The organism is Gilliamella sp. B2889 (genome assembly GCF_026536885.1).
GTDB classification, from domain to species: domain Bacteria; phylum Pseudomonadota; class Gammaproteobacteria; order Enterobacterales; family Orbaceae; genus Gilliamella; species Gilliamella apicola_E.
In genome coordinates this window covers 191,691-211,860 of the sequence record NZ_JAFNNF010000001.1, presented here as the reverse complement: position 1 = coordinate 211,860, position 20,170 = coordinate 191,691, and the positions used below count along the sequence as shown (strand labels likewise).

Here is a 20,170-nt window from a genome sequence, read left to right as displayed (position 1 = left end):
TTCTTGAAAACTAATCAATCTTTATTATGAAATCTATGTTAAAAGAAGAAACAATACAGAAAAAATCGAGTCTAATTTTATCAGCAATTTTAATTGTGCTATTAGTTGGCTCAGTTTATATAAGTCAACTTATCTTTCAAGAAATATCAAAAAGTTATCATATTGATATTTTAGAAGCAAGAAATGTGTTTAGTTTATCTTGTTTTTTTTATGCCATATCTTTTTTTATTTATGGTCCACTCTCGGATAACGTTTCAACAAAGTTATTAGTTCTGATCGGCAGTATTGGTACTATTTGTTGTCTTATTTTATCGGTGATCGTTGATTGTTTTGATATATATCTGGTTGTTATGTCATTAATAGGCTTTTTTGCAGCTGCTGTCCCTGCAGCTCTGTTCGCTTATACCGCTAAAAACACGCCAAATCATAAGTTACCACAAGCAATGGGAATTATGATTTCAGCTTCAATTGTTGGCATCATTTTTAGCCGTAGTGTGATTGCGATGTTAACTGATTTTTGGTCTTGGCAGATTGCTTTTATCATTTATGCGGGATTAATCATTGTAGCATGTCTTTTTGTTCCTTTTGGTATAAAACAAACAACAAATCAATCTCCAACAACCAGTTTGATAGGTACGTATTTCTCTGCACTTAAATTATTTTTAGATAAAACTGTCGTTATTTTTTTACTAATCGGTTTTTTACTATTTTTTGTTTATCTTGGAATATCTTCTTTACTCACTTTTTATTTGAAAGGCGCACCTTTTTACTTATCTTCAACCGTTTTAGGTTGGTTGAATTTTGCTGGTCTAAGTGCGGTAGTCGGTAGCATGATCACTGGTAAGTTAACTCAAGTCATCAATGAAAAATATCTATTCATCATCTGTCTGTTAGCGGTATGTGTATCGATCGTCACTATCGGATTTAGCTCATCATTATATGTTATTGGATTAGGCATTTTTTGTTTATTTCTATTCGTATTTGGTATTCAACCACTAGTGATTGCAATGCTAAATAAAATTGTACCAATTAGTTCTAGAGGAGCTATTTCATCTTTATATCTTCTTGCTTGTTTGGCTGGCGGTAGTATTGGTACTTATTTACTCGGTATTGTTTATCAAAATAAAGCTTGGAATGGAGCCATAATACTTTGTGTCTTTTTGTCTATCGTTAATTTAATCCTAGCGTTAATTGCGATTCGATTAATTAAAAATAGTATTAAAAATTAATGTGTTATAAATAAGGAAATTAATAATGAAAAAATTTTTACTGCGTATATCGATGTTTATATTTTGCTGTTTTTATGGAGGGTCATCTATGGCAGGTTTAACAAAGATTTCCTCAGACTTCAATGCTCCAACAGGAATCGCATTTGATAGTAAAGGTGAGATGTATGTGACAGATTGGTCAAATAATTCAATTTTGAAAATAAATGCTAATGGTAAAAAAGAGACTTTTTATTCGGGTATATCATCACCAGCTGGAATAGTTTTTGATGCAAAAGATAATATGTATGTTTCATCTTATGGCGATGATTATATTTTAAAAATTAATCGTGATGGTAAATCAGAAAAAATTTCTGATGGTTATCATACGCCTACCGGAATCGCTTTTTCTAATCAGGGGCAATTACTCATCACTAATCGTTCAACAGGTGAAATTGTTTCGCTTGATCTTCAAACAAAACAAAAAAATATTGTTGCTCGTGGATTAACTACACCAGTTGGCGTGACTCAATTAGCGGATAATAGTTTAGTTGTTTCTCAATACAGTGGACGTCTAACTATGATCAGTCCAAATGGTACTCAAACGGAACTCGGCGCCGAATTTAGTCGCCCAGGTGTAGGTATTGTACGAATTGCCCCAAATGTAGTGGCAGTGGTTGATAATGGTGCCGGTATGGTGCGAAAAATTGATGTACAAAGCAAAAAAGTGACGACATTAGTTTCGAACTTATCTCAAGCTGTTGCATTAGCTTATCATAATAGCCGTTATTACATTGGCACATGGGGTGACGGTAGTGTATATGAGTTTAATAATTAACTATTTATCACTAGCAATTATTTATCCTTGAGGGGAAAGAAAAAAAGTTGAGGAGCGGGGTTTTTGAGGTTTTATTTAAATGATTAAAATCATTTAAATTAATTTTAAACGTCATCCCGCTACTTTAACTGTATATTTTCCAACGTGCTGAGTGCATTTATTGAAGCAGTATTTAAATTATTTTTATGCTTATCTATTTCGAAGTCATTTCAATCAAGAGTATATTTAAATTTAACGTTATTGAAGGTATTTAAAAAGTTTTCAGATTTCATTCAATAATCACTCTTCCGCGAGTAATATCACTAATATTCTTTTTAAGTGTGAGCAAATTGTCTTGTGTGATAGCGATGCCGACTGTAACACCTTCTGCATCAAAATTTTGTTGTTCAATAATTGCATCGAGTTCCTTCAGTCGGTTTTCTATGATAGGCCACTCGTTATAGTAACAGTGAAATTGTAAGGTTGTTCTGGCAATAAGTTCTATTAATTCAGCTTGTTGTAAGCAATGGCTTGCTGAGCCGCCATAAGCACGGATTAGTCCACCTGTACCTAATTTAATTCCGCCAAAATAGCGGGTCACAACAACGACGACTTGATCGCAATCTTGTCCTTCAATAGCCGATAGAATAGGGCGCCCAGCAGTACTGGTAGGTTCTCCATCATCATTGAAACGATATTGTTGTCCTATTTTCCATGCCCAACAGTTGTGAGTTGCATTTGGATCACTAATGCTATCAATAAATTGCGTAGCCTGCTCCGCATTTATAATGGGTGCCGCATTGACAATAAAGCGACTTTTTTTTATTTCTTCGGTTAATTCGGTTGGATTTGCTAATGTATAAGGCATACTTATTCTGGTAAAATCATTTTATTGTAACTAATAATACTCAGCAGAGTTGAAATGTCTATTAATTTAGCACAATTAAAACTTTCACAACAGCAATTAGCCAATCAGGTTAGCTTGGTGGATGATTTTAACCCAGCAATAAAATTGATTGGTGGGACGGATGTCGGTTTTGAACAAGGTGGCATGATAACTCGTGCTGTGATTGTGATATTGACATTTCCTGATTTTGAAGTGGTTGAATATAATATTGCTCGATTGGAAACAAATTTTCCTTATATTCCAGGATATTTGTCTTTTCGGGAGTATCCAGCATTGCTTAAAGCATGGCAACAGCTTAAGCACAAACCTGATTTGTTGTTGGTTGATGGGCAGGGTGTTGCTCATCCCAGACGATTAGGAATTGCAAGTCATTTAGGTTTATTGCTCGATATACCTACGATTGGTGTAGCAAAAAGAAAATTATGTGGACAATTCGAGCCTCAATCGAAAAAAGCGGGAAATGTAACGCCTCTGTTTGATAAGCAAGAACAGATAGGCTGGGTTTTACAAAGTAAAGATAATTGTAATCCGTTATTTGTTTCCGCAGCGCATAGAATCAGTCAAGACAGTGCATTACATTGGGTCAAACAATGTTTACGCGGTTACCGTTTGCCAGAGCCAACTCGTTGGGCTGATGCAATTGCGTCCAATAAGCCATTATTTAGAAAGTTTAGTCATGCCAAATAATCAGCTACCATTAAAAAAAGGTGGATTTACCTTTAAGCGTTTTTTTGTTGCTCATGATAAAAGTCCAATGAAAGTGACAACGGATAGTTGCTTGTTAGGTGCATGGGCACCAATTAAACCTGATATACAAAATGTTTTAGATATTGGTACTGGGTGTGGCGTTATTGCATTGATGCTTGCCCAGCGTTTAGAAAACCATTCATGTCAAATTGATGCGATCGACATTGATCCGCAAGCGATTATGCAATGTCAGCAAAATAGCTTAAATGCTAATTTTCAAACGATCCGAGCATTAAATATCAATGTTAATCAATTTAGAATAGATGATAATGCTTGTTATGATTTGATTATAACTAATCCACCTTATTTCCAATCAGCAGTCGAATGTCGAAATGCAGAACGTCAGTTGGCTCGTTATACCGAGAGTTTAAACTATCAGCAACTTATTGATGCGGTAATTCGTTTATTAAAATCAAATGGATTATTTTGTTTAGTATTACCTTATCATGTTGCAGATAAATTTAAACAGTTATGCGAGTTAAATAGGTTATTTTTATGCAGTGAAATGCAAGTAAAATATTCAGCTGATAAGGATTTTTCGTTGGCACTGATGGCCTTTTCATTTCATCAAAATGATAATTTCCTTAGTCAATCATTGTGTATGCGCGATGACCATGGGAGGTATTCTCAACCATTTAGAGAATTATTGGCTGATTTTTATCTGTTTCGTAAATAATGCCTTTTTGGTTATTGCGGAATAATGTAGAAGTATATTATCGCTATAATAGCTAGTATAACTATGGTTATGGCATAAATTTTGTCATGCAAATAACTGAAAGATGATAGATGCCTTTGTTTTCTTGCATAAAGGTAGAATAATAATCCAACACTATATAAGATCATGGATAGTAATAAATAAGACACTCCACCAGCATAGATTAACCAGAATCCATAAATTGAACCCAGTGTACCGATGAATAATAGATGTTTTTTTCGTTGCCTTATAGATAGTTTAAACACGAATAGTGCTGATAGTAGATAGGGGATGAGTACCATTGAAGTTGATAGCTGAATTAAGGTGTTGTAACCCGATTGATAAAAATGTGCCAAAATCATAAGTACACTAATTAAACTCGTTGTTAACCACAATGCATTAGCGGGTGTGCTGTTTTTATTGAGTTTACCGAAACAACTAGGTACGGTATGTTGATTGCCTTGGCCAGAAAGGAACAGCATTTCAGCCGCTAACATTAACCAAGACAATAATCCACCACTGACCGAGACAATCAAACCAATGTTGATACATTTAGCTCCCCAACTACCTACAACATGTTCAATCACTAAGGCCATGGATGGATTTTTCATTTGTGCTAGTTCGTGTTGTGGTACGATCCCTAAAGATAGCACCGAAACACAGACTAATAATAGACTGGTAATAGCAAAACCAAAAAAGGTGGCTCGACTTATACTAATTATATTTTTAGCTCGAGCGGCATAAACTGTAGCACTTTCAATCCCTAAATAAACCCATACGGTATAAAGCATGGTATGTTTTACTTGACTGAGGATGGTTCCTAATTGAGGTGTCCCCCAAAAGTCCATATTGAAAGTATCAACTTTAAACGCTAAAACGACACAAACAATAAATAAACAAATAGGCACAATTTTAGCTAATGTGACTAAACAATTAAGTAAGAATGCTTGATAGATGCCTTTTATGACAAAAAAATGGATAATCCATAAGAATATAAGTCCAGCAATCACAGCGGGAATAGTTGTGCCATTACCAAAATAATTGAAGCACTCAAATGAACCTAATGCGCTAAATAGGATAACTAAATAGCTGCCACATGACATCCATGCCGATATCCAATAGCCCCAAGCGGCATTAAAACCAATATAATCACCAAATCCTTCACGAACATAGCCATATAATCCTTCATTGATTTTGTAAAAACGAATTGAAAGATACTGAAAAATTCGCGTAAGCATAAACATGCCAAATAAGGTTATTACCCATGCAATTAAAATTGCACCTGCACCAGCCCCTTCGGCCATGTTTTGAGGAAGGCTAAAAATACCACTACCGACAATACTACCCACTACCATTAATGTAAGTGGGAGTATGCCAAGCTTTTTTCTTACTGGCATATTCATATCGTTTTCTTATTTTAATTGTTCAGTTAAGTTTTAATTAAAATCGCAATGACATACAACTAACTCCACCATCAATTTTGCGATATTCTGAGGTATCAACTTCGATGACTTGATAGCCAAGCGCTTCAATTTTAGCTTTAGTAATTGGATAACCAGCCGGCATGATGACTCGCTCATTAACCCAGATACAGTTAGCGGCATAACTCTCTTCTTCTGGTATTTCGATAATATTGAGATGTTGAAATTCTGGTTTAATGATAAATTCACCCGCAGCTAATAAATTATTGTGTTCCAAATAAGCAAGTCCGGTTTTTAGATGTAATACTTTCTCTAAAGTCACCACTGAACCGGATAGTCCGTATTTTTCTAAGATAGCAATCATTTGGTTGGCACCTTCTTGATTGGTACGAGCGGATAAACCAATGTAATAGTGATTCTCAACCATCATAATATCGCCCGCTTCAACAGTGCCAGGGGCGGTAATGTGTTCAACATTATTAGGATAAAATCGTTCAATAGTATCAACGATGATTTCTGTTTCTGCACGACGGCTTACCGCGCCAGGGCGAGTAATAATGGCGCAACAGGGCGTACATAACACGGCATCTTCAACAAAAACAGAATCTGGAAATCGTTCATCGGCAGGTAATATTGTGATATCGACATCGCATTGCTGTAATGCTCGAATGTAGTTGTTATGTTGATCAAGCGCTTTTTGATAGTCTGGTTTTCCTAAATTGGCAGAGGTTAATCCATTTATTAGGGATTTTGCAGGTGTTCTGGTGATGATATGGTTAAATTTTTTCACTGTTCAATTCCTGTTATAAATATTCATTATTTTTGAATAATAATTCATAATAATAACTATTTCAAGAATTAAGTTGATAATTTATGCAAATTGAGCATGGCGATATTTGTTGTGGTTTTGGCTAGTTAAAATGAAATTAGAGTAGCGGATAAGATAAGCCTGAATTTGATGGCAAAAATAAGGATATTAATAAATGAGGATGTTGGAGACGAATAGGGCGACATTTCGCCCTAAAAATATGTGTTATTCACCGGCAAAATCGACTAATGTGTAACAGTTAATTCCCATATCAGTTAATTTTGTTTTCCCGTGTAAATCAGGTAAATTAATTACAAATGCCGCATCTTGAGCAATACCACCTGCTTTTTGGATTAATTTTGCGGTAGCGGCAACGGTGCCTCCAGTTGCAAGTAAATCGTCAATAATTAACACTCTTTCGTTAGGTTTGATCGCATCGCAATGCATTTCTAAGGTATCTGTACCGTATTCAAGTTGATACTCTTCTTTAAATACTTTACGCGGCAGTTTATTTGGTTTTCTTACTGGTACAAAACCAACGCCTAATGCTAACGCAAGTGGCGCTGCAAAGATAAAGCCTCTAGCTTCGGTGCCAACAACTTTGTCGATTTTTTTATCTTTATAATGCTCAATTAAAAGATCGACTGATGTTTTAAATGCAATAGGGTTTTCAAGTAGACTAGTGATATCACGAAATAAGATACCAGGTTTAGGATAATTTGGAATCGTGACAATACTATTTTTAATAAGTTCAAGTTTTGATTGAGTCATTTTAAATGTTCTCTAACTATTCTCTTCAAGAGCGACTAATTTTTTATTATATACCTTTGCACTTTAGACTGGCAATAAACAAACAGTTAACGCACCGTAAAATAGAGAGATTGGTTAGTTTAAGTACTAATAGGTGTTTTTTATCACGGTTTTACTTTTTACAACTTTTTACAATTAAATACATTATTTAGACAATTTATTTGGCGATTGATGAATAATTGAATAAACTTTATATAGGAAGGAAAATACTATGAAATTTATTAAAATATTTGTCATGTTAGGTTTTGTCTTGTCTAGTTTATTTAGCTATGCCACGACAATTCTACCAAGTTCACAAGTTTCACAAATTAACGTCCGTTCAGAATTGTCTTCACCTATTATTATGGCAGGAAGTGAAGAAACCAATTATTTAAAAGTTTCATTAACTGGTGAAAAAGCGAACTCTAATAAACATGTGCCGATCAATTTAGCGCTTGTTATTGATAAATCAGGTTCAATGCAAGGCGATCGCATAGTAAAAGCGAGAGAAGCTGCTATTTTTGCGGTTAATATGCTAAATGAAGAAGATACCTTATCTATTGTTACTTATGATTATGATGCGAAAGTTATTGTTCCAGCAACTAAAGTAAAGAATAAAGAACAAATTATTAAACTAATCAATAAAAATTTAGTTGCAGGTGGAGGAACAGCCTTATTTGCAGGATTGAGTAAGGGAATAAAACAAGTTGAAAGCCAACTTACGAAAGATAAAGTTAATCGTATTATTTTGTTATCTGATGGTCAAGCCAATATAGGTCCTAGTTCAGTAGCTGAACTTTCTCAATTAGCTATTATTGCGGCTAAAAAGAATATTGCTATTACCACAATGGGGATCGGTTCTGATTATAATGAAATATTAATGTCATCTATCGCAAGTTATAGTGATGGTAATCATGTATTTGTTAATAATACTTTTGATCTTGAAAAAATGTTTGTTCACGAGTTTACTGACGTGATGTCCACGGTTGCTCAAAATGTTGTGATTACTATCCAATTGAAAGATGGCGTTAAACCGGTGCGTTTACTTGGTCGAGATGGTGTAATCAAAGGTAATCAAGTCACGATTAAAATGAATCAATTGTTTTCAAATCAAGAAAAATATGTACTGTTAGAAGTCATCCCTGAGGAAGGAAAAGTTGGCCAAAGTAAAACGTTAGCTCAAATTGATTTATCATATGACAATTTATTGAGAAATAAAGCTGAACACGAAACTCAATTTGTAAGCGTAGCGTATACCGATGATAAAAAGTTGGTCAAGGATTCAATGATTCAAGAAGTTTTAGCTGAATCAGAGATCCAGAAGGTAACCATTGAGAATGAAAAAGCATTAGAGTATTACAATCTAGGTAGGTTTGAAGAAGCAGAAGATATTCTTATTGAAAATAGTAAAAAACTTAGCTCAATTTCAAATTCAGTATCCTCAGAAGAGGCAAAACAAAGATTAAGAGGCCAAATTGAAAAAAATAATATTATGGCTGATGCTGCTAAAGCTGATAAAGACGTTTTCAACAAAATTTCAGCTGAAAAGCAGTTTGAGTCAAAAAGCAATGTAATTAAGAAATAATTATGAAAAGATTAGCAACGATTTTATCTTTAATGATGTTAATAGCGTTTATAAGCTATTTAGGTTGGCGAAGTGTAGAACACGAAGTGTTATTACGAGAAAGCAACCAAATCTTACTCGCCAAAAGCCGTATAAATAATATCAAGTTATCGATTGAATCGTTGCTAAATCAGCGTCTATCTTATTTGAGTAGTTTGACACTTCAAATTAATGACGACAACGATAAAGCGGAAGATTTATTAGGCTCAGAAACTGATATTAAAAATATTTTTATCATCAATAAAAATAAAATTTTATTTGTAAGTGATGTGTATGATTCGCAATGGCATAAGATAGTAGAATCCATCGCTTTAGATAATTCTGTTTTATTCAATCAACAAGATCATACTGAACAGTTTCAACCAAGTTCTGGTTGGTATCAAATGTATAACCACTTAATTTACTGGTCAATTCAATCGGATAATATTATTGGTTTTGAGCTTTCTAACATCAAGCTTTCTTTTGATATGATCAATTTATTAGATAAGCAAGCTTTTGATGATAATTTTAAATTATCAGATGGCGATAAACAGATTTATACCAATGGTGAAAAATCTGATAATGAAATTTTGATATCGCTTGACTATCCTTTACAAAATTGGCATTTAACCTATTATTATTCCTCCCCAAATGTTGTTAATTTGTATTTATTAGGTTCTGTTGTTATTGGTCTTTTCATTACCGTAATACTTGGATTGATTTTCTATAGCTATCGAGAATATACTCGAACATTGCGCTTAGCAAAGCAGCAGGTTAGTTTTGTTGGACAAGTTTCCCATGAATTTAAAACACCTCTAACCAATATCACACTATACTCTGAAATGTTATCAGAGTATCTAGAAGATGAGCCTGCGCCCATTCCTGATTATTTGCATGTAATCAGTGCTGAAAGTAAGAGACTAACTAGGCTAGTTCAAAATGTTTTAAGTTTTAATAAACCACTTAGTGTCAATATAAAACCAGTTAATTTAACCGAGCTAATCAACCAGATATATCATACCTTTAGTCCTATTTTAGAGGCAAAATCGTTACATCTTAATATCACTAATATTGCAAGTGATTGTATTGTTAATACGGATGAAGACAGTGTAATGCAAATTCTCAATAATTTTCTGAGTAATGCTGAAAAATATGCGTCTAAAGGCAAGCAAGTTGATTTATCTTTAACTAAATCGGGAAAACAGGTGATAATTACGGTTCGAGATTATGGTGAGGGTATTGCTAATCATTTATTAAAACAGATTTTTGATCCTTTTTATCGGGTTAGCTCATCCATAACCGAAGGGGTTTCAGGTACTGGAATAGGGTTGACGATTGCCAATCAGTTAGCTAATCAGATCAATGGTGAAATTAAAGTTATGAATCAGAATCCAGGAATTGCGTTTTCACTTATTTTAATGGAGTTAGAAAATGAAGATTTTAATTGCTGAAGACGATAAGCATATTCTTAATGGTATGTCAGATCTTCTAGAAAAAGAAGGTTATACGATTATCAAAGCAAATGATGGTAAAGTTGCACTTGAAATGTTTAATCAACATCAACCCGATTTTATTATTTTAGATATTATGATGCCTGAACTTGACGGTTATTCGGTTTGTCGTGAAATCCGTAAATTAAATGAGGATGTGCCAATTCTATTTTTATCTGCTAAAGATGAAGAGATCGACCGAGTAATTGGATTAGAGCTCGGTGCTGATGATTATATGAATAAGCCATTTGGTATTCATGAACTTAGGGCAAGAATCAAGGCAATTGCCAAACGTTACTTAAAATCAAAATATTCAAATTGCTCTAAAGAAGACTATTTTCAATTTGGTGATTTAAATGTGTATTCTTCCGAATTGTATGCAAAAAGAAACGATCAGGTTATCGAATTAACCTTAAGAGAAATTAAGATTTTAGAGTGTTTATATCAATTTAAAAATCAGGTTGTTACTCGAGATATGCTTTTTGATTACGTTTGGGGATATGATTTTTTACCTAATAGCAGAACGCTCGATCAACATATTTCAAAATTGAGAAAACAAATAGAAATTAATCCATCCACACCAACTTTAATTAAAACTGTTCATGGGATTGGTTATAAACATTAAATTTAATATAAATTTTATGAAGTTCAATTTTATTTTATGCAGGTAACATATTATTTGTAGTAGCTCAAACCGGATAAGATAGTTACCTGTTTTTTATAGGTGTCATTGCATGAACAAAAAACAGCTAAGCATTAAAATTAAACTAACTATTATTTTAATGGTTAATAATCCTCAATCCTGCTGTTCTCATCAATCCTTTTAATATACTCTTTTAACTTTGTTAAATTAATCTATTTTTTAGATAAAAATAGTTATTAATTTGGGTGTGTATCTGATTTTATGATTCTATTTTCATGTTCAATTAACCATTTTTTTCTTTCTAATCCACCTCCATAGCCAATAAGTTCGCCATTTGTGCCGATTACTCGATGGCAAGGTATAATGATCGCAACTCGGTTATAACCATTTGCGCTGGCTACGGCTCGGATTGCTTGTGGTTTATTAATCTTTTGCGCTTGTTTTTTATAGGTGGTTAATTCACCATAAGGAATTTGCTTTAAGCAATCCCAAACGGTTTGTTGAAATAACGTACCTGGGGTATGTAAGGCAATGGTAAAATCTTTTCTTGTTCCCTTAAAATATTCGGCAATTTGAACTTTAGTTTGTTTAATATGTTCATTTTCACCAAATATAATCTTCATTTTAAGTAAAGATTGTAGTTGTTCAAATTCGGTTTCTAGCATTCTTCGATCTACAAATTCTAGTAGACAAACTCCGAGACTAGTAGCGCAAACAAACATTGGGCCGAGCGGGGTAGTAAAACGGTCAATTAAAATGATGTCTTGTTGATTGCTAGTTGAAGGTGATTTTTTCATGATTTTTTTGTAAGTGTAACCAAATCCACTTAAGGAGTTTTAGCCACTATCCATTGCAGTATTAATTACATTTTTTCCTGATTTCAATTCTTGAAAAGCATTGTTAATTCGATACATTCGTTGATAAGCATGGAAGGTGATCCCATAGTGTTTTTTGAACCATCTGCGAATAATTTCAGGGCTTAATTGATTTTGTCTTAATTGATAATCGGTAATCTTATTTTTAGGATTATTGCTAATTAATGATATTGCTTTAATTATTTCGTTAGGTGCAGCGTTTTCAGTGGGTCTACATATTTTGCAAGGTCGATAACCCGCATCAAGCGCTGATTTGAATGAAGAGAAAAATTCAACATTTTCAAATTTTGGTTTTCTGGCTCGGCATGTAGCAATACAAAAAACTGAAGTGGTTTTAACACCAGCATAGAAAACTCCAACATAACTTTCATCTTTTTCAAGTAACGCTTTGTAATAAATTTCTTTTTGATTAAGCATTTTTTATCTTAATTTTGAACTGTTAAATGATGGATCAAGCTTATTAAAAAAAGCTTTTGTTTCGCAAAATTGACAACTATTTTTATTTAATCTTTTATTATATTTTTTATCAATATGAAAAAAATAGATTGATAAATTAATCAATATCAATCTAATATTAAAGCGTCACTCAATTACTCACGATTTATATAATCAAATTTTCTAATTTATTAAAATCTCTTCTAAAATTTTATAGGTTTTCAGTATTAACTTTAATATTTATTGTTTTACTAGCTTAGGTCTTTAACATTTGGAGAGTACTATGCTTAACTATCTGGATTTTATTATTATTGCTTTAAAGTTATTGGTTGTTTTTATATGTATCGTTTTATTCTTAAAAATAACAGGTAAAACATCACTATCGCAAATGTCGAGCATTGATTTTATAGGGAATATGATATTAGGTGGGATTGCAGGTGGAATTATCTATAATCCTAAATTGACCATATATGATTTTATTGTTGTCTTGTTGATGTGGACAGCAATCATGTATACCTCTAATTATTTAAAAAAACGAAGTCAAAATGCTAAAGCCTTTATTGTTGGTAATCCAATTATATTAATGGATCATGGAAAATTAAAATTAGATGCTTTCACCTCGATTAATTTAGATTTGGCTAGTTTTGCAGTACTACTCAGAATGAAGAATGTTTTCAACATTCATTGTGTTGAAAAAGCTATTTTGGAGCCTAATGGGCAATTATCAATAGTTAAAAAAGGGGATAAGGACATATCCGTCATTGTATTAGAAAACGAACAACCCGTTGATAATGTTTTAGAGCAACTAGGTAAGGATGAAAAATGGTTAAAATCCGCGTTAGCTGATCAAGGATATAAAAGTTTTGAAGGGCTTTATTGCGTTGAGTATTATGATCATCATCTTTTTGTTATACCAAATGATGCTATACACTAAGGTTGGGACTTTTTCGATTTTATGGTGATTAACCATATAAATTAGTTATATTTATATGGTTAATCATGTTAAACAAAATTAATTAATCTGCATACAGCGGTGATAAGTTTAGTGATTTAGTTATAAAGTTTTTGACAGAGAGGGATTTCAGTTCATTTTGTATCGACAATGCTTGTTCTTTAGAATCACAACGAGTGAAAACACATGCTCCTGTCCCAGTTAGCCTTGTTGGAGCAAATTGGGACAAATACGATATAAGCTGATCGACTTGAGGATAACGTTCACGCACAATAGGTTCACAATCGTTAGTAAATTTATCAAAAGGAATTGACATTAATTGTTCAATAGTTCGTTTAGGTGTGTCACGCTGTAATTTAGGATCGTTAAATACTTTAACTGTTGAAATTTCAATATTAGGACAACTAACTAAATACCAATATTGAGGAATATCAACTTGTTGAAACTGATCGCCGATACCTTCAGCAAATGCTGAGTGACCATAAATGAAAATAGGCACATCGGCTCCAATTGAACGGCCTATTGTTATTAAAGTTTGTTGCTCAATATTTAAATTCCATAATTGGTTTAAAGCAACAAGAACTGTTGCAGCATTGGAAGACGCACCGCCAAGTCCTCCTCCCATTGGGATCATTTTCTCTATAGCAATATCCACACCGAGTTCACTATTATTTGCATAGGATTTTAACCGCTGAGCTGCAATAGTGATTAGATTTTTATCTTCAGGGACTTGTTCAAATTGAGTTAATAATCTTATTTTACCATCATTGCGAACATTAAAAGTCAGTTTGTCGCAAACATCAATAAACTGGAATAATGTCTGTAAATTGTGATAATTGTCTGGACGACGTCCAGTAATGTATAAAAATAAATTTAATTTAGCTGGCGATAACCAATGTTTCATATTCTGTTCCGTTAGTTTAACGTCCAGTTGCTAATTTTTAAGCGAATAAGTTCATCATCATGTGAAAGTTCAATGATGGCTGGTAAATCAACTTTTTTATTTTTGAAAGTATAAGTTGCATAGCTCAAAATCTTTAATGTCCATTTATTGTTATTTTGCATAAAAGATGTTGATGCAAGCCTACCTGAGTTATCTAATTTATCTGTTTGGTTATCATCAGAAAAGCCTTTTAACCAATTATGTAAAGAATTAAGAGGAATGTTGATGTTAGAAACTTTTTTCATTAATCTTTCAATATTAACATCATTATAACGTCCACCATTTTTATCCACTAATTCGGCATAGTTTGGTTCCGACTTCAGTGTTAAAATATTGGTGCCTACAGGTGTCGTTAATTTGACCTCATAATGATCTTGTGATTGTTGAACAATAAGGAAACGACCATAGTTTTTCGTTTTTGTTCCAGTATGAGCAATACTACCATTAACCTTAAAAGAATTAATTTGTTCAAGTATCTGTTTATGGCTTTGCCATTGTTGCTCGATTGATGCATTAGATTGGTATTTTGTTGTTTGACATGCAGTAATCATTAATGGCAATATAAAAAGTAACGCAAATTTGATTTTTGTCATAAAATAACTCTTAAGTAGTTATAGTCAAAAGTAGGGCATATTATAGCTGATAATTTTGCGAATAAGAAAAAGTAACTGTAATTAACCTTTATTATTTTTTTAGCTATAATATTTAAATTTAGACGCTTTATAAACTATTATAAAAGAATCAATGCAATGTCTATTACAGTATTGGGTGTAAACCATAAAAGTGCGTCAGTCGCTTTAAGAGAAAAAATTGCTTTTTCTAATGAGATTATTGATAAGGCATTATACAGTCTATATCAGCATCCTTTAATTACTGGGTGCGTCATTTTATCAACTTGTAATCGCACAGAAATTTACTTAAGTTATGAGGATGAGGCAGATTTTTTTCGAGTAAAGCAATCTGTTGAAAATTGGTTAGGACAATTTCATCACGTTGATTTGGATGTTTTTAATAAGTCAATATATTGCTATGAAGGCCAGAAAGCTGTCGAACATCTTATGTCTGTTGCTTGTGGTATTGATTCGTTAATTATTGGTGAGCCTCAAATTCTTGGTCAAGTAAAACAAGCTTATAATTTTGCTCAGAAAAATAATTGTTTGTCAGTTCAACTCGAAAAACTTTTTCAATCTATTTTTCATGTAGCCAAAATTGTTCGAACAGAAACTAATATTGGAGCAAATACCGCTTCGGTAGCTTACGCGGCGTGCTTAGTTGCGCGTGATCTTTTCTCTGATGTGTCTGAGTTAAGTGTAATGCTAGTGGGAGCAGGTGAGACCATTGAGCTTATTTCTCGCTACTTAAAGCCTCATGGATTCAAACATGTTATTGTTGCTAATCGAACAAGAGATAAAGCGCTAAAATTAGCATCTATTATTGATGCTGAGATCATCTCTTTACCCGATATTGCTAATCGACTCAAAGAGGTTGATATTGTCATTAGTTCAACTGCTAGTCCTTTACCTATTATTGGCAAAGGGATGGTTGAACGGACACTACATGAACGAAATAATAATCCAATGTTATTTATCGATTTAGCCGTTCCTCGTGATGTTGAGTCAGAAATTAGTCAACTCGAAAATGTTTATCTTTATACTGTTGATGATCTGCAACAAACCGTTCAGAACAATCTAGAACAACGGATTATTGCCGCCAATGAAGCTGAATATATTATTCATGAGCAAGCTGAGTTGTATATCGATTGGCTAAAAACCAGACATGCTGTTGAATATGTAAAGCAATATCGCCAGAATGCACAAGTTATTAAGCGTGAATTAGAATTAAAAGCGTTAAAAGCAATTAAACAAGGTGCCAATATTGATGATGTATTTTTTGAGTTTTCACATAAATTGACTAATAAATTGATTCATGCACCAACACAAACTTTGCTTGAAGCGGCAACACATGATTGTGATGATTGTTTTAAAATATTAAGTAAAGGATTAGGCTTAAAAGAGCTTTAATAGTTGTTGATCTTCATAGGAAGAGATAGATTGGATCAAATTGAATTTTTTGACATACAAAGCCCATGTAGACGAGTATGTGAGACAGATAAGCAAGGTTATTGCATCAAATGCTTTCGTTCCAGGGAGGAAAGATTCAATTGGTTAAAATTTTCAGATGTTCAAAAACAAGAAATTTTGCGATTATGTAAGCAAAGGGCATTAAGACGCCGCTATCAATTATTACAACAACAAAATAATAATCAAATAAATACTGCACAAATCGATTTCACTTTCTAATAAAAAATAGCCATTCTTATATATCTTGTATTCAATCTAAACTCGGAGTAGCATTTTTATTCAGGTTAAGTCGATTTATTTTAATTACCTGCAAATTAATTGGAATTTAAAATATGAAAATGTGTATTGCTTGTGGTATGCCAATGACAGCTATTGCTGATTATCCTTTACATGATTTGTCGAAAAACTACTGTAAACATTGCGCTCATTCAGATGGTTCAATGAAAACCTTTGATGAAAAATGGCAAGAAGTTACTCTTAAATATTCAAATAACCATAATGTTGATTATTTAGTGGCAAAAGAGACCGCTTATACTATTTTAAAAAAATTACCTGCTTGGAAACGTAAATGGTAGTAGAAATTTTAGGCAACTAACTGCGTTTATAATAATATCTGTTGCAGATATCACAAAGCTTAGTATAATTGCCAACGTTTACTTATTTACACTTCAGATGCCAGTGTGGCGAAATTGGTAGACGCAGCGGATTCAAAATCCGCCGCCCTTAAAAGCGTGTCGGTTCGAGTCCGACCACTGGCACCAATAATAGATCATATTTCAATTGCTCACCCAAATCCTAAAAAATTAATACTAAATAAAGTTATTATTATCATCAAAATTTTTCCAAGTTCTCCGAAGTAAGCCTGTTTAATCATTAATCTGGTAATAGGAGTAAAATATGGCAGAAAAAATAAATGTTAGAAAATTGACAATTTTCATTTCAACACTCTACTGTTCTTTAATATTTTCTTCATCATTATTTGCTTTTCAAAAAGGATCAACAGAAGACTTTCTTGGTCATGAAGTTGGGGTTACATATCATACTGCCGATCAAGCCGTTAGTAGTAAAGAATACTTGCCTATTTATCCTCAAGAAGGTACGCCTGAATTTGAAGCAGATAAGATTGCCTATTTACATGGTTATAATCTTAAAGATACTGATCGTTGGAAACAAGCAACAAAGGATGCTGATTTGCATACGGCAAATGTAGCTGAAATTTTTTCTGAACCTTTAGGTATTACAATATCACCCGAAACAACACCCACTTTATATAAAATGTTTGGTGATTTATTGGTTGATTCTGCTGATAATGCCACTAAAACGGCTAAAGAGTTTTATATGCGAAAACGTCCTTTTGTCTATTTTGGTAATCACTCTTGCCAGCCTGTTGATGAAGAAGAACGATTACGTCAAAATGGTTCATTTCCATCAGGTCATACCGCTTATGGTTGGACATTAGCTTTAGTTCTAGCTCAAATTTCACCTTCACATGCTGAAGCGTTAATCAAACGAGGCTATGAATTTGGTCAAAGTAGAATGATTTGTGGGGCCCATTGGCAGACTGACGTAAATGCCGGTAGAATGGTTGGGGCAGTGGAATACTCAAAATTACAAACTATCCCACAGTTTCAAGAAGATCTTCGCAAAGCAATTGACGAAGTTAATCATCAATATAGTTTATTAAAAAATTGATAGGCCATTTTGGAAAATTAAAAAGGCAGTATTACTGCCTTTTTAAAATATAAAGATTAATCTAATTAAGATTTCAATGCATCTAAAACAAGTTTAAAAACATTTGAGTGGCCTTTACGGCTTGGATAATAGATATAAAATGGCTCATAGGTAATTGAATAGTCGCTTAATAATTCTATAAGTCTTCCAGTTGCTAATTCATTTTTTACATCAGGATAACCAATCCAACAAATACCTAAGCCATCAAGTATCGCCTGTTTTCTTAAATGATTATTGATGGAGAAGTGAGTAGAGGGGTGATATTGAATAATATTACCACTATTAGTAAATTCCCAAATTGTTTCCATTCCATGTTGGCTTGAAACTTTTTTGCCAATTAAAAGATGTTGATCTAAATCACTTATCTGTTTAGGCTCTTTTCTCTGCTTTAGATAATCAGGACTAGCAACTAGGACCATTCGCAAAGGATCTGATATTTTTACAGCAACCATTTCTTTAGCAAGGTCATTCCCAATTCTACAACCCATATCAAAACCATCTTTAACGATATCGACTAGATTATTGTCACATTCAATTTCAATCTTAATTTGTGGATAGCGTAAGGAAAATTGACTTAATTTAGGATATATAAAGTTTTCAATCGCAATATTTGATGCGTTGATCCTAATTGTACCTGATGGCGTATCTAAATAATCGCCAAGTGCGTTAACATCTTCATTTATCTGTTTAAATAGAGGCGCTAGTTGTTTATAAAGTTGTTCACCAGCTTCAGTTAGTGAAAGACTTCGAGTTGTACGATTAAATAGCCTGAGATTTAATCGAGTTTCTAAATTCCTCATACTATGGCTTAATGCGGAAGAGGAAACTCCCAAAGATTTAGCTGCTCCAATAAAGCTTTTTGCTTCAGCGATAGTAATAAAGTAATTGAGTTCATTATAGTTATGCATAATATATAAAATTAATGAATTTAATTCATGATACTATAAATGAATACCCTGTTTATCTCAATAAAAGTTATCTCTAAAATAATATTATCAAAATTGACTTTTTATCAATTTATTAAATTATTTAAACGATTCTGACATACTGAGGAGTTATTGTATGGATTATATAAAATTAGGTACTTCTGATATTGAGGTCTCCAGGTTTTGCTTAGGATGTATGAGTTTTGGTGATCCTGCCAGTAAAATGCATGACTGGACACTTAATCCCGACCAAAGTGAAGCCATCATTAAACATGCTTTAGATTTAGGTATTAATTTTATTGATACAGCTAATACTTATTCAAGTGGAACTAGCGAGGAATATGTTGGAAGAGCATTGAAACGAAATATCGCTAGAGATAAAGTCGTTTTGGCCACTAAAGTCTATTTTAACGAAGGACACCTGTCTAAAACAGCTATTGAAAAAGAAATTGATGGATCGCTTAAACGATTGGGTACCGATTACGTCGATTTATACATAATTCATCGTTTTGATTACAGTACACCGATTGAAGAGACCATGGCGGCATTACATCATTTGGTCGAGATGGGTAAGGTACGAGCCCTAGGTGCTTCGGCAATGTATGGTTATCAATTTTATAATATGCAGCTGGCAGCTAAGCAAAATGGTTGGACTCAATTTGTTTCAATGCAAAATCACTATAATTTATTATATCGGGAAGATGAAAGAGAGTTAATTCCGATCTGTAAGCAATTCCATGTTTCATTAACTCCTTATAGCCCATTAGCGGCTGGTAGACTTTCCCGATTAGAATGGAAAACCGATACGTTGCGAAGTAAAACTGATAAAGTTGCTATTGCCAAATATGATAGTACGCAACAGATAGATAGAGAAATTGTTGTAAGAGTAAATGATATCGCACAAAAATATGGTGTAACCATGACGCAAGTTGCGCTAGCATGGCAATTTGCTAAAGGCGTTACATCACCTATCATTGGTGCAACCAAAACGCAATATTTGGATGATGCAGTCGGCGCGTTAAAAGTTTCATTAACTAAAGATGATATTGCTTATCTTGAGGAACTTTATATCCCCCATGTTATTATGGGAGCAATCTAAAAGT

The 20,170-nt window shown here is 33.2% G+C and carries 20 protein-coding genes, 1 tRNA gene and 1 pseudogene; 14 read left to right on the top strand and 8 right to left on the bottom strand.

The annotated features are described in order from the left end of the window. The first annotated feature begins 26 nt into the window (after positions 1-26). Both J3U09_RS00990 and J3U09_RS00985 read left to right on the top strand, forming a co-directional pair. The gene (locus J3U09_RS00990; RefSeq protein WP_267356740.1) at positions 27-1,229 is read left to right on the top strand and encodes an MFS transporter; all 1,203 of its coding nucleotides are present in this window, start codon (positions 27-29) and stop codon (positions 1,227-1,229) included. Between the two features lie 88 nt (positions 1,230-1,317). Next, positions 1,318-2,043, top strand: coding sequence for a serine/threonine protein kinase (locus J3U09_RS00985; protein ID WP_267353285.1), 726 nt, complete (start codon positions 1,318-1,320; stop codon positions 2,041-2,043). 268 nt (positions 2,044-2,311) lie between these two features. Here J3U09_RS00985 and J3U09_RS00980 read toward each other — a convergent pair whose 3' ends face one another. Beyond that, the gene (locus J3U09_RS00980; protein WP_267356738.1) at positions 2,312-2,890 is read right to left on the bottom strand and encodes an IMPACT family protein; all 579 of its coding nucleotides are present in this window, start codon (positions 2,888-2,890) and stop codon (positions 2,312-2,314) included. A gap of 60 nt (positions 2,891-2,950) precedes the next feature. Between J3U09_RS00980 and nfi the strand changes: the two genes are divergently transcribed. After that, positions 2,951-3,616 carry a deoxyribonuclease V gene (nfi, locus tag J3U09_RS00975; RefSeq protein WP_416380023.1) on the top strand — a complete coding sequence of 222 codons (666 nt, stop codon included), beginning with the start codon at positions 2,951-2,953 and terminating at the stop codon, positions 3,614-3,616. Continuing rightward, the gene (locus tag J3U09_RS00970) at positions 3,606-4,352 is read left to right on the top strand and encodes a tRNA1(Val) (adenine(37)-N6)-methyltransferase (RefSeq protein WP_267356734.1); all 747 of its coding nucleotides are present in this window, start codon (positions 3,606-3,608) and stop codon (positions 4,350-4,352) included. Before nfi ends, J3U09_RS00970 begins: the two co-directional genes overlap by 11 nt. 11 nt (positions 4,353-4,363) lie before the next feature. Here J3U09_RS00970 and J3U09_RS00965 read toward each other — a convergent pair whose 3' ends face one another. From J3U09_RS00965 to apt, 3 genes are all read right to left on the bottom strand, one after another. Continuing rightward, entirely contained in the window at positions 4,364-5,773 is a 1,410-nt protein-coding gene (locus J3U09_RS00965) for a basic amino acid/polyamine antiporter (RefSeq protein ID WP_220226084.1), read from the bottom strand. 37 nt (positions 5,774-5,810) lie between these two features. Next, positions 5,811-6,581, bottom strand: a complete 771-nt coding sequence (ddaH, locus tag J3U09_RS00960) for a dimethylargininase (protein ID WP_267356733.1) — start codon at positions 6,579-6,581, stop codon at positions 5,811-5,813. Positions 6,582-6,824: 243 nt separating this feature from the next. Further along, on the bottom strand, positions 6,825-7,370 hold the full coding sequence (gene apt, locus J3U09_RS00955) for an adenine phosphoribosyltransferase (RefSeq protein ID WP_065563438.1): 546 nt from the start codon (positions 7,368-7,370) through the stop codon (positions 6,825-6,827). 250 nt (positions 7,371-7,620) lie between these two features. On the opposite strand from apt, the gene J3U09_RS00950 reads away from it, so the two are divergent. From J3U09_RS00950 to J3U09_RS00940, 3 genes are read left to right on the top strand one after another with little or no spacing between them, the layout of a single operon-like run. Then, positions 7,621-8,973 (top strand): vWA domain-containing protein, encoded by a 1,353-nt coding sequence (locus tag J3U09_RS00950; RefSeq protein WP_065563437.1) that lies wholly within the window; start codon positions 7,621-7,623, stop codon positions 8,971-8,973. A 2-nt stretch (positions 8,974-8,975) separates the two neighbouring features. Further along, positions 8,976-10,442 (top strand): sensor histidine kinase, encoded by a 1,467-nt coding sequence (locus J3U09_RS00945; protein ID WP_267356731.1) that lies wholly within the window; start codon positions 8,976-8,978, stop codon positions 10,440-10,442. Then, positions 10,423-11,106, top strand: a complete 684-nt coding sequence (locus tag J3U09_RS00940; RefSeq protein WP_065563435.1) for a response regulator transcription factor — start codon at positions 10,423-10,425, stop codon at positions 11,104-11,106. The genes J3U09_RS00945 and J3U09_RS00940 overlap by 20 nt, the downstream gene beginning before the upstream one ends. A gap of 254 nt (positions 11,107-11,360) precedes the next feature. Here J3U09_RS00940 and J3U09_RS10935 read toward each other — a convergent pair. After that, positions 11,361-12,416, bottom strand: a pseudogene (locus tag J3U09_RS10935) (bifunctional transcriptional activator/DNA repair enzyme AdaA). A gap of 301 nt (positions 12,417-12,717) precedes the next feature. Between J3U09_RS10935 and J3U09_RS00925 the strand changes: the two are divergent. Beyond that, on the top strand, positions 12,718-13,368 hold the full coding sequence (locus J3U09_RS00925; RefSeq protein WP_081299555.1) for a DUF421 domain-containing protein: 651 nt from the start codon (positions 12,718-12,720) through the stop codon (positions 13,366-13,368). 82 nt (positions 13,369-13,450) lie between these two features. Here J3U09_RS00925 and ispE read toward each other — a convergent pair whose 3' ends face one another. Together ispE and lolB are read right to left on the bottom strand one after the other, a co-directional pair. Further along, the gene (gene ispE, locus J3U09_RS00920) at positions 13,451-14,290 is read right to left on the bottom strand and encodes a 4-(cytidine 5'-diphospho)-2-C-methyl-D-erythritol kinase (RefSeq protein WP_267336840.1); all 840 of its coding nucleotides are present in this window, start codon (positions 14,288-14,290) and stop codon (positions 13,451-13,453) included. Between the two features lie 11 nt (positions 14,291-14,301). Then, positions 14,302-14,922, bottom strand: coding sequence for a lipoprotein insertase outer membrane protein LolB (lolB, locus tag J3U09_RS00915; RefSeq protein ID WP_267356726.1), 621 nt, complete (start codon positions 14,920-14,922; stop codon positions 14,302-14,304). 156 nt (positions 14,923-15,078) lie between these two features. Here lolB and hemA point away from each other — a divergent pair, with 156 nt between their 5' ends. The 5 genes from hemA (at position 15,079) to J3U09_RS00895 (ending at position 18,102) form a co-directional block, all read left to right on the top strand. After that, positions 15,079-16,350, top strand: coding sequence for a glutamyl-tRNA reductase (hemA, locus tag J3U09_RS00910; RefSeq protein WP_267356724.1), 1,272 nt, complete (start codon positions 15,079-15,081; stop codon positions 16,348-16,350). Between the two features lie 30 nt (positions 16,351-16,380). After that, on the top strand, positions 16,381-16,629 hold the full coding sequence (locus tag J3U09_RS10930; protein ID WP_065563430.1) for a DUF1289 domain-containing protein: 249 nt from the start codon (positions 16,381-16,383) through the stop codon (positions 16,627-16,629). 113 nt (positions 16,630-16,742) lie between these two features. Next, positions 16,743-16,985 carry a zinc ribbon domain-containing protein gene (locus J3U09_RS00905; protein ID WP_065563429.1) on the top strand — a complete coding sequence of 81 codons (243 nt, stop codon included), beginning with the start codon at positions 16,743-16,745 and terminating at the stop codon, positions 16,983-16,985. 99 nt (positions 16,986-17,084) lie between these two features. Further along, a tRNA-Leu gene (locus J3U09_RS00900) sits at positions 17,085-17,171 on the top strand. A gap of 136 nt (positions 17,172-17,307) precedes the next feature. After that, complete coding sequence (locus tag J3U09_RS00895; RefSeq protein WP_081299554.1) at positions 17,308-18,102, top strand: acid phosphatase; 795 nt, start codon at positions 17,308-17,310, stop codon at positions 18,100-18,102. 65 nt (positions 18,103-18,167) lie between these two features. On the opposite strand, the gene J3U09_RS00890 is transcribed toward J3U09_RS00895, so the two are convergent. Then, the gene (locus J3U09_RS00890; RefSeq protein WP_267356723.1) at positions 18,168-19,049 is read right to left on the bottom strand and encodes a LysR family transcriptional regulator; all 882 of its coding nucleotides are present in this window, start codon (positions 19,047-19,049) and stop codon (positions 18,168-18,170) included. A 154-nt stretch (positions 19,050-19,203) separates the two neighbouring features. Between J3U09_RS00890 and J3U09_RS00885 the strand changes: the two genes are divergently transcribed. After that, complete coding sequence (locus J3U09_RS00885; protein WP_267356722.1) at positions 19,204-20,166, top strand: aldo/keto reductase; 963 nt, start codon at positions 19,204-19,206, stop codon at positions 20,164-20,166. Positions 20,167-20,170 lie beyond the last annotated feature (4 nt).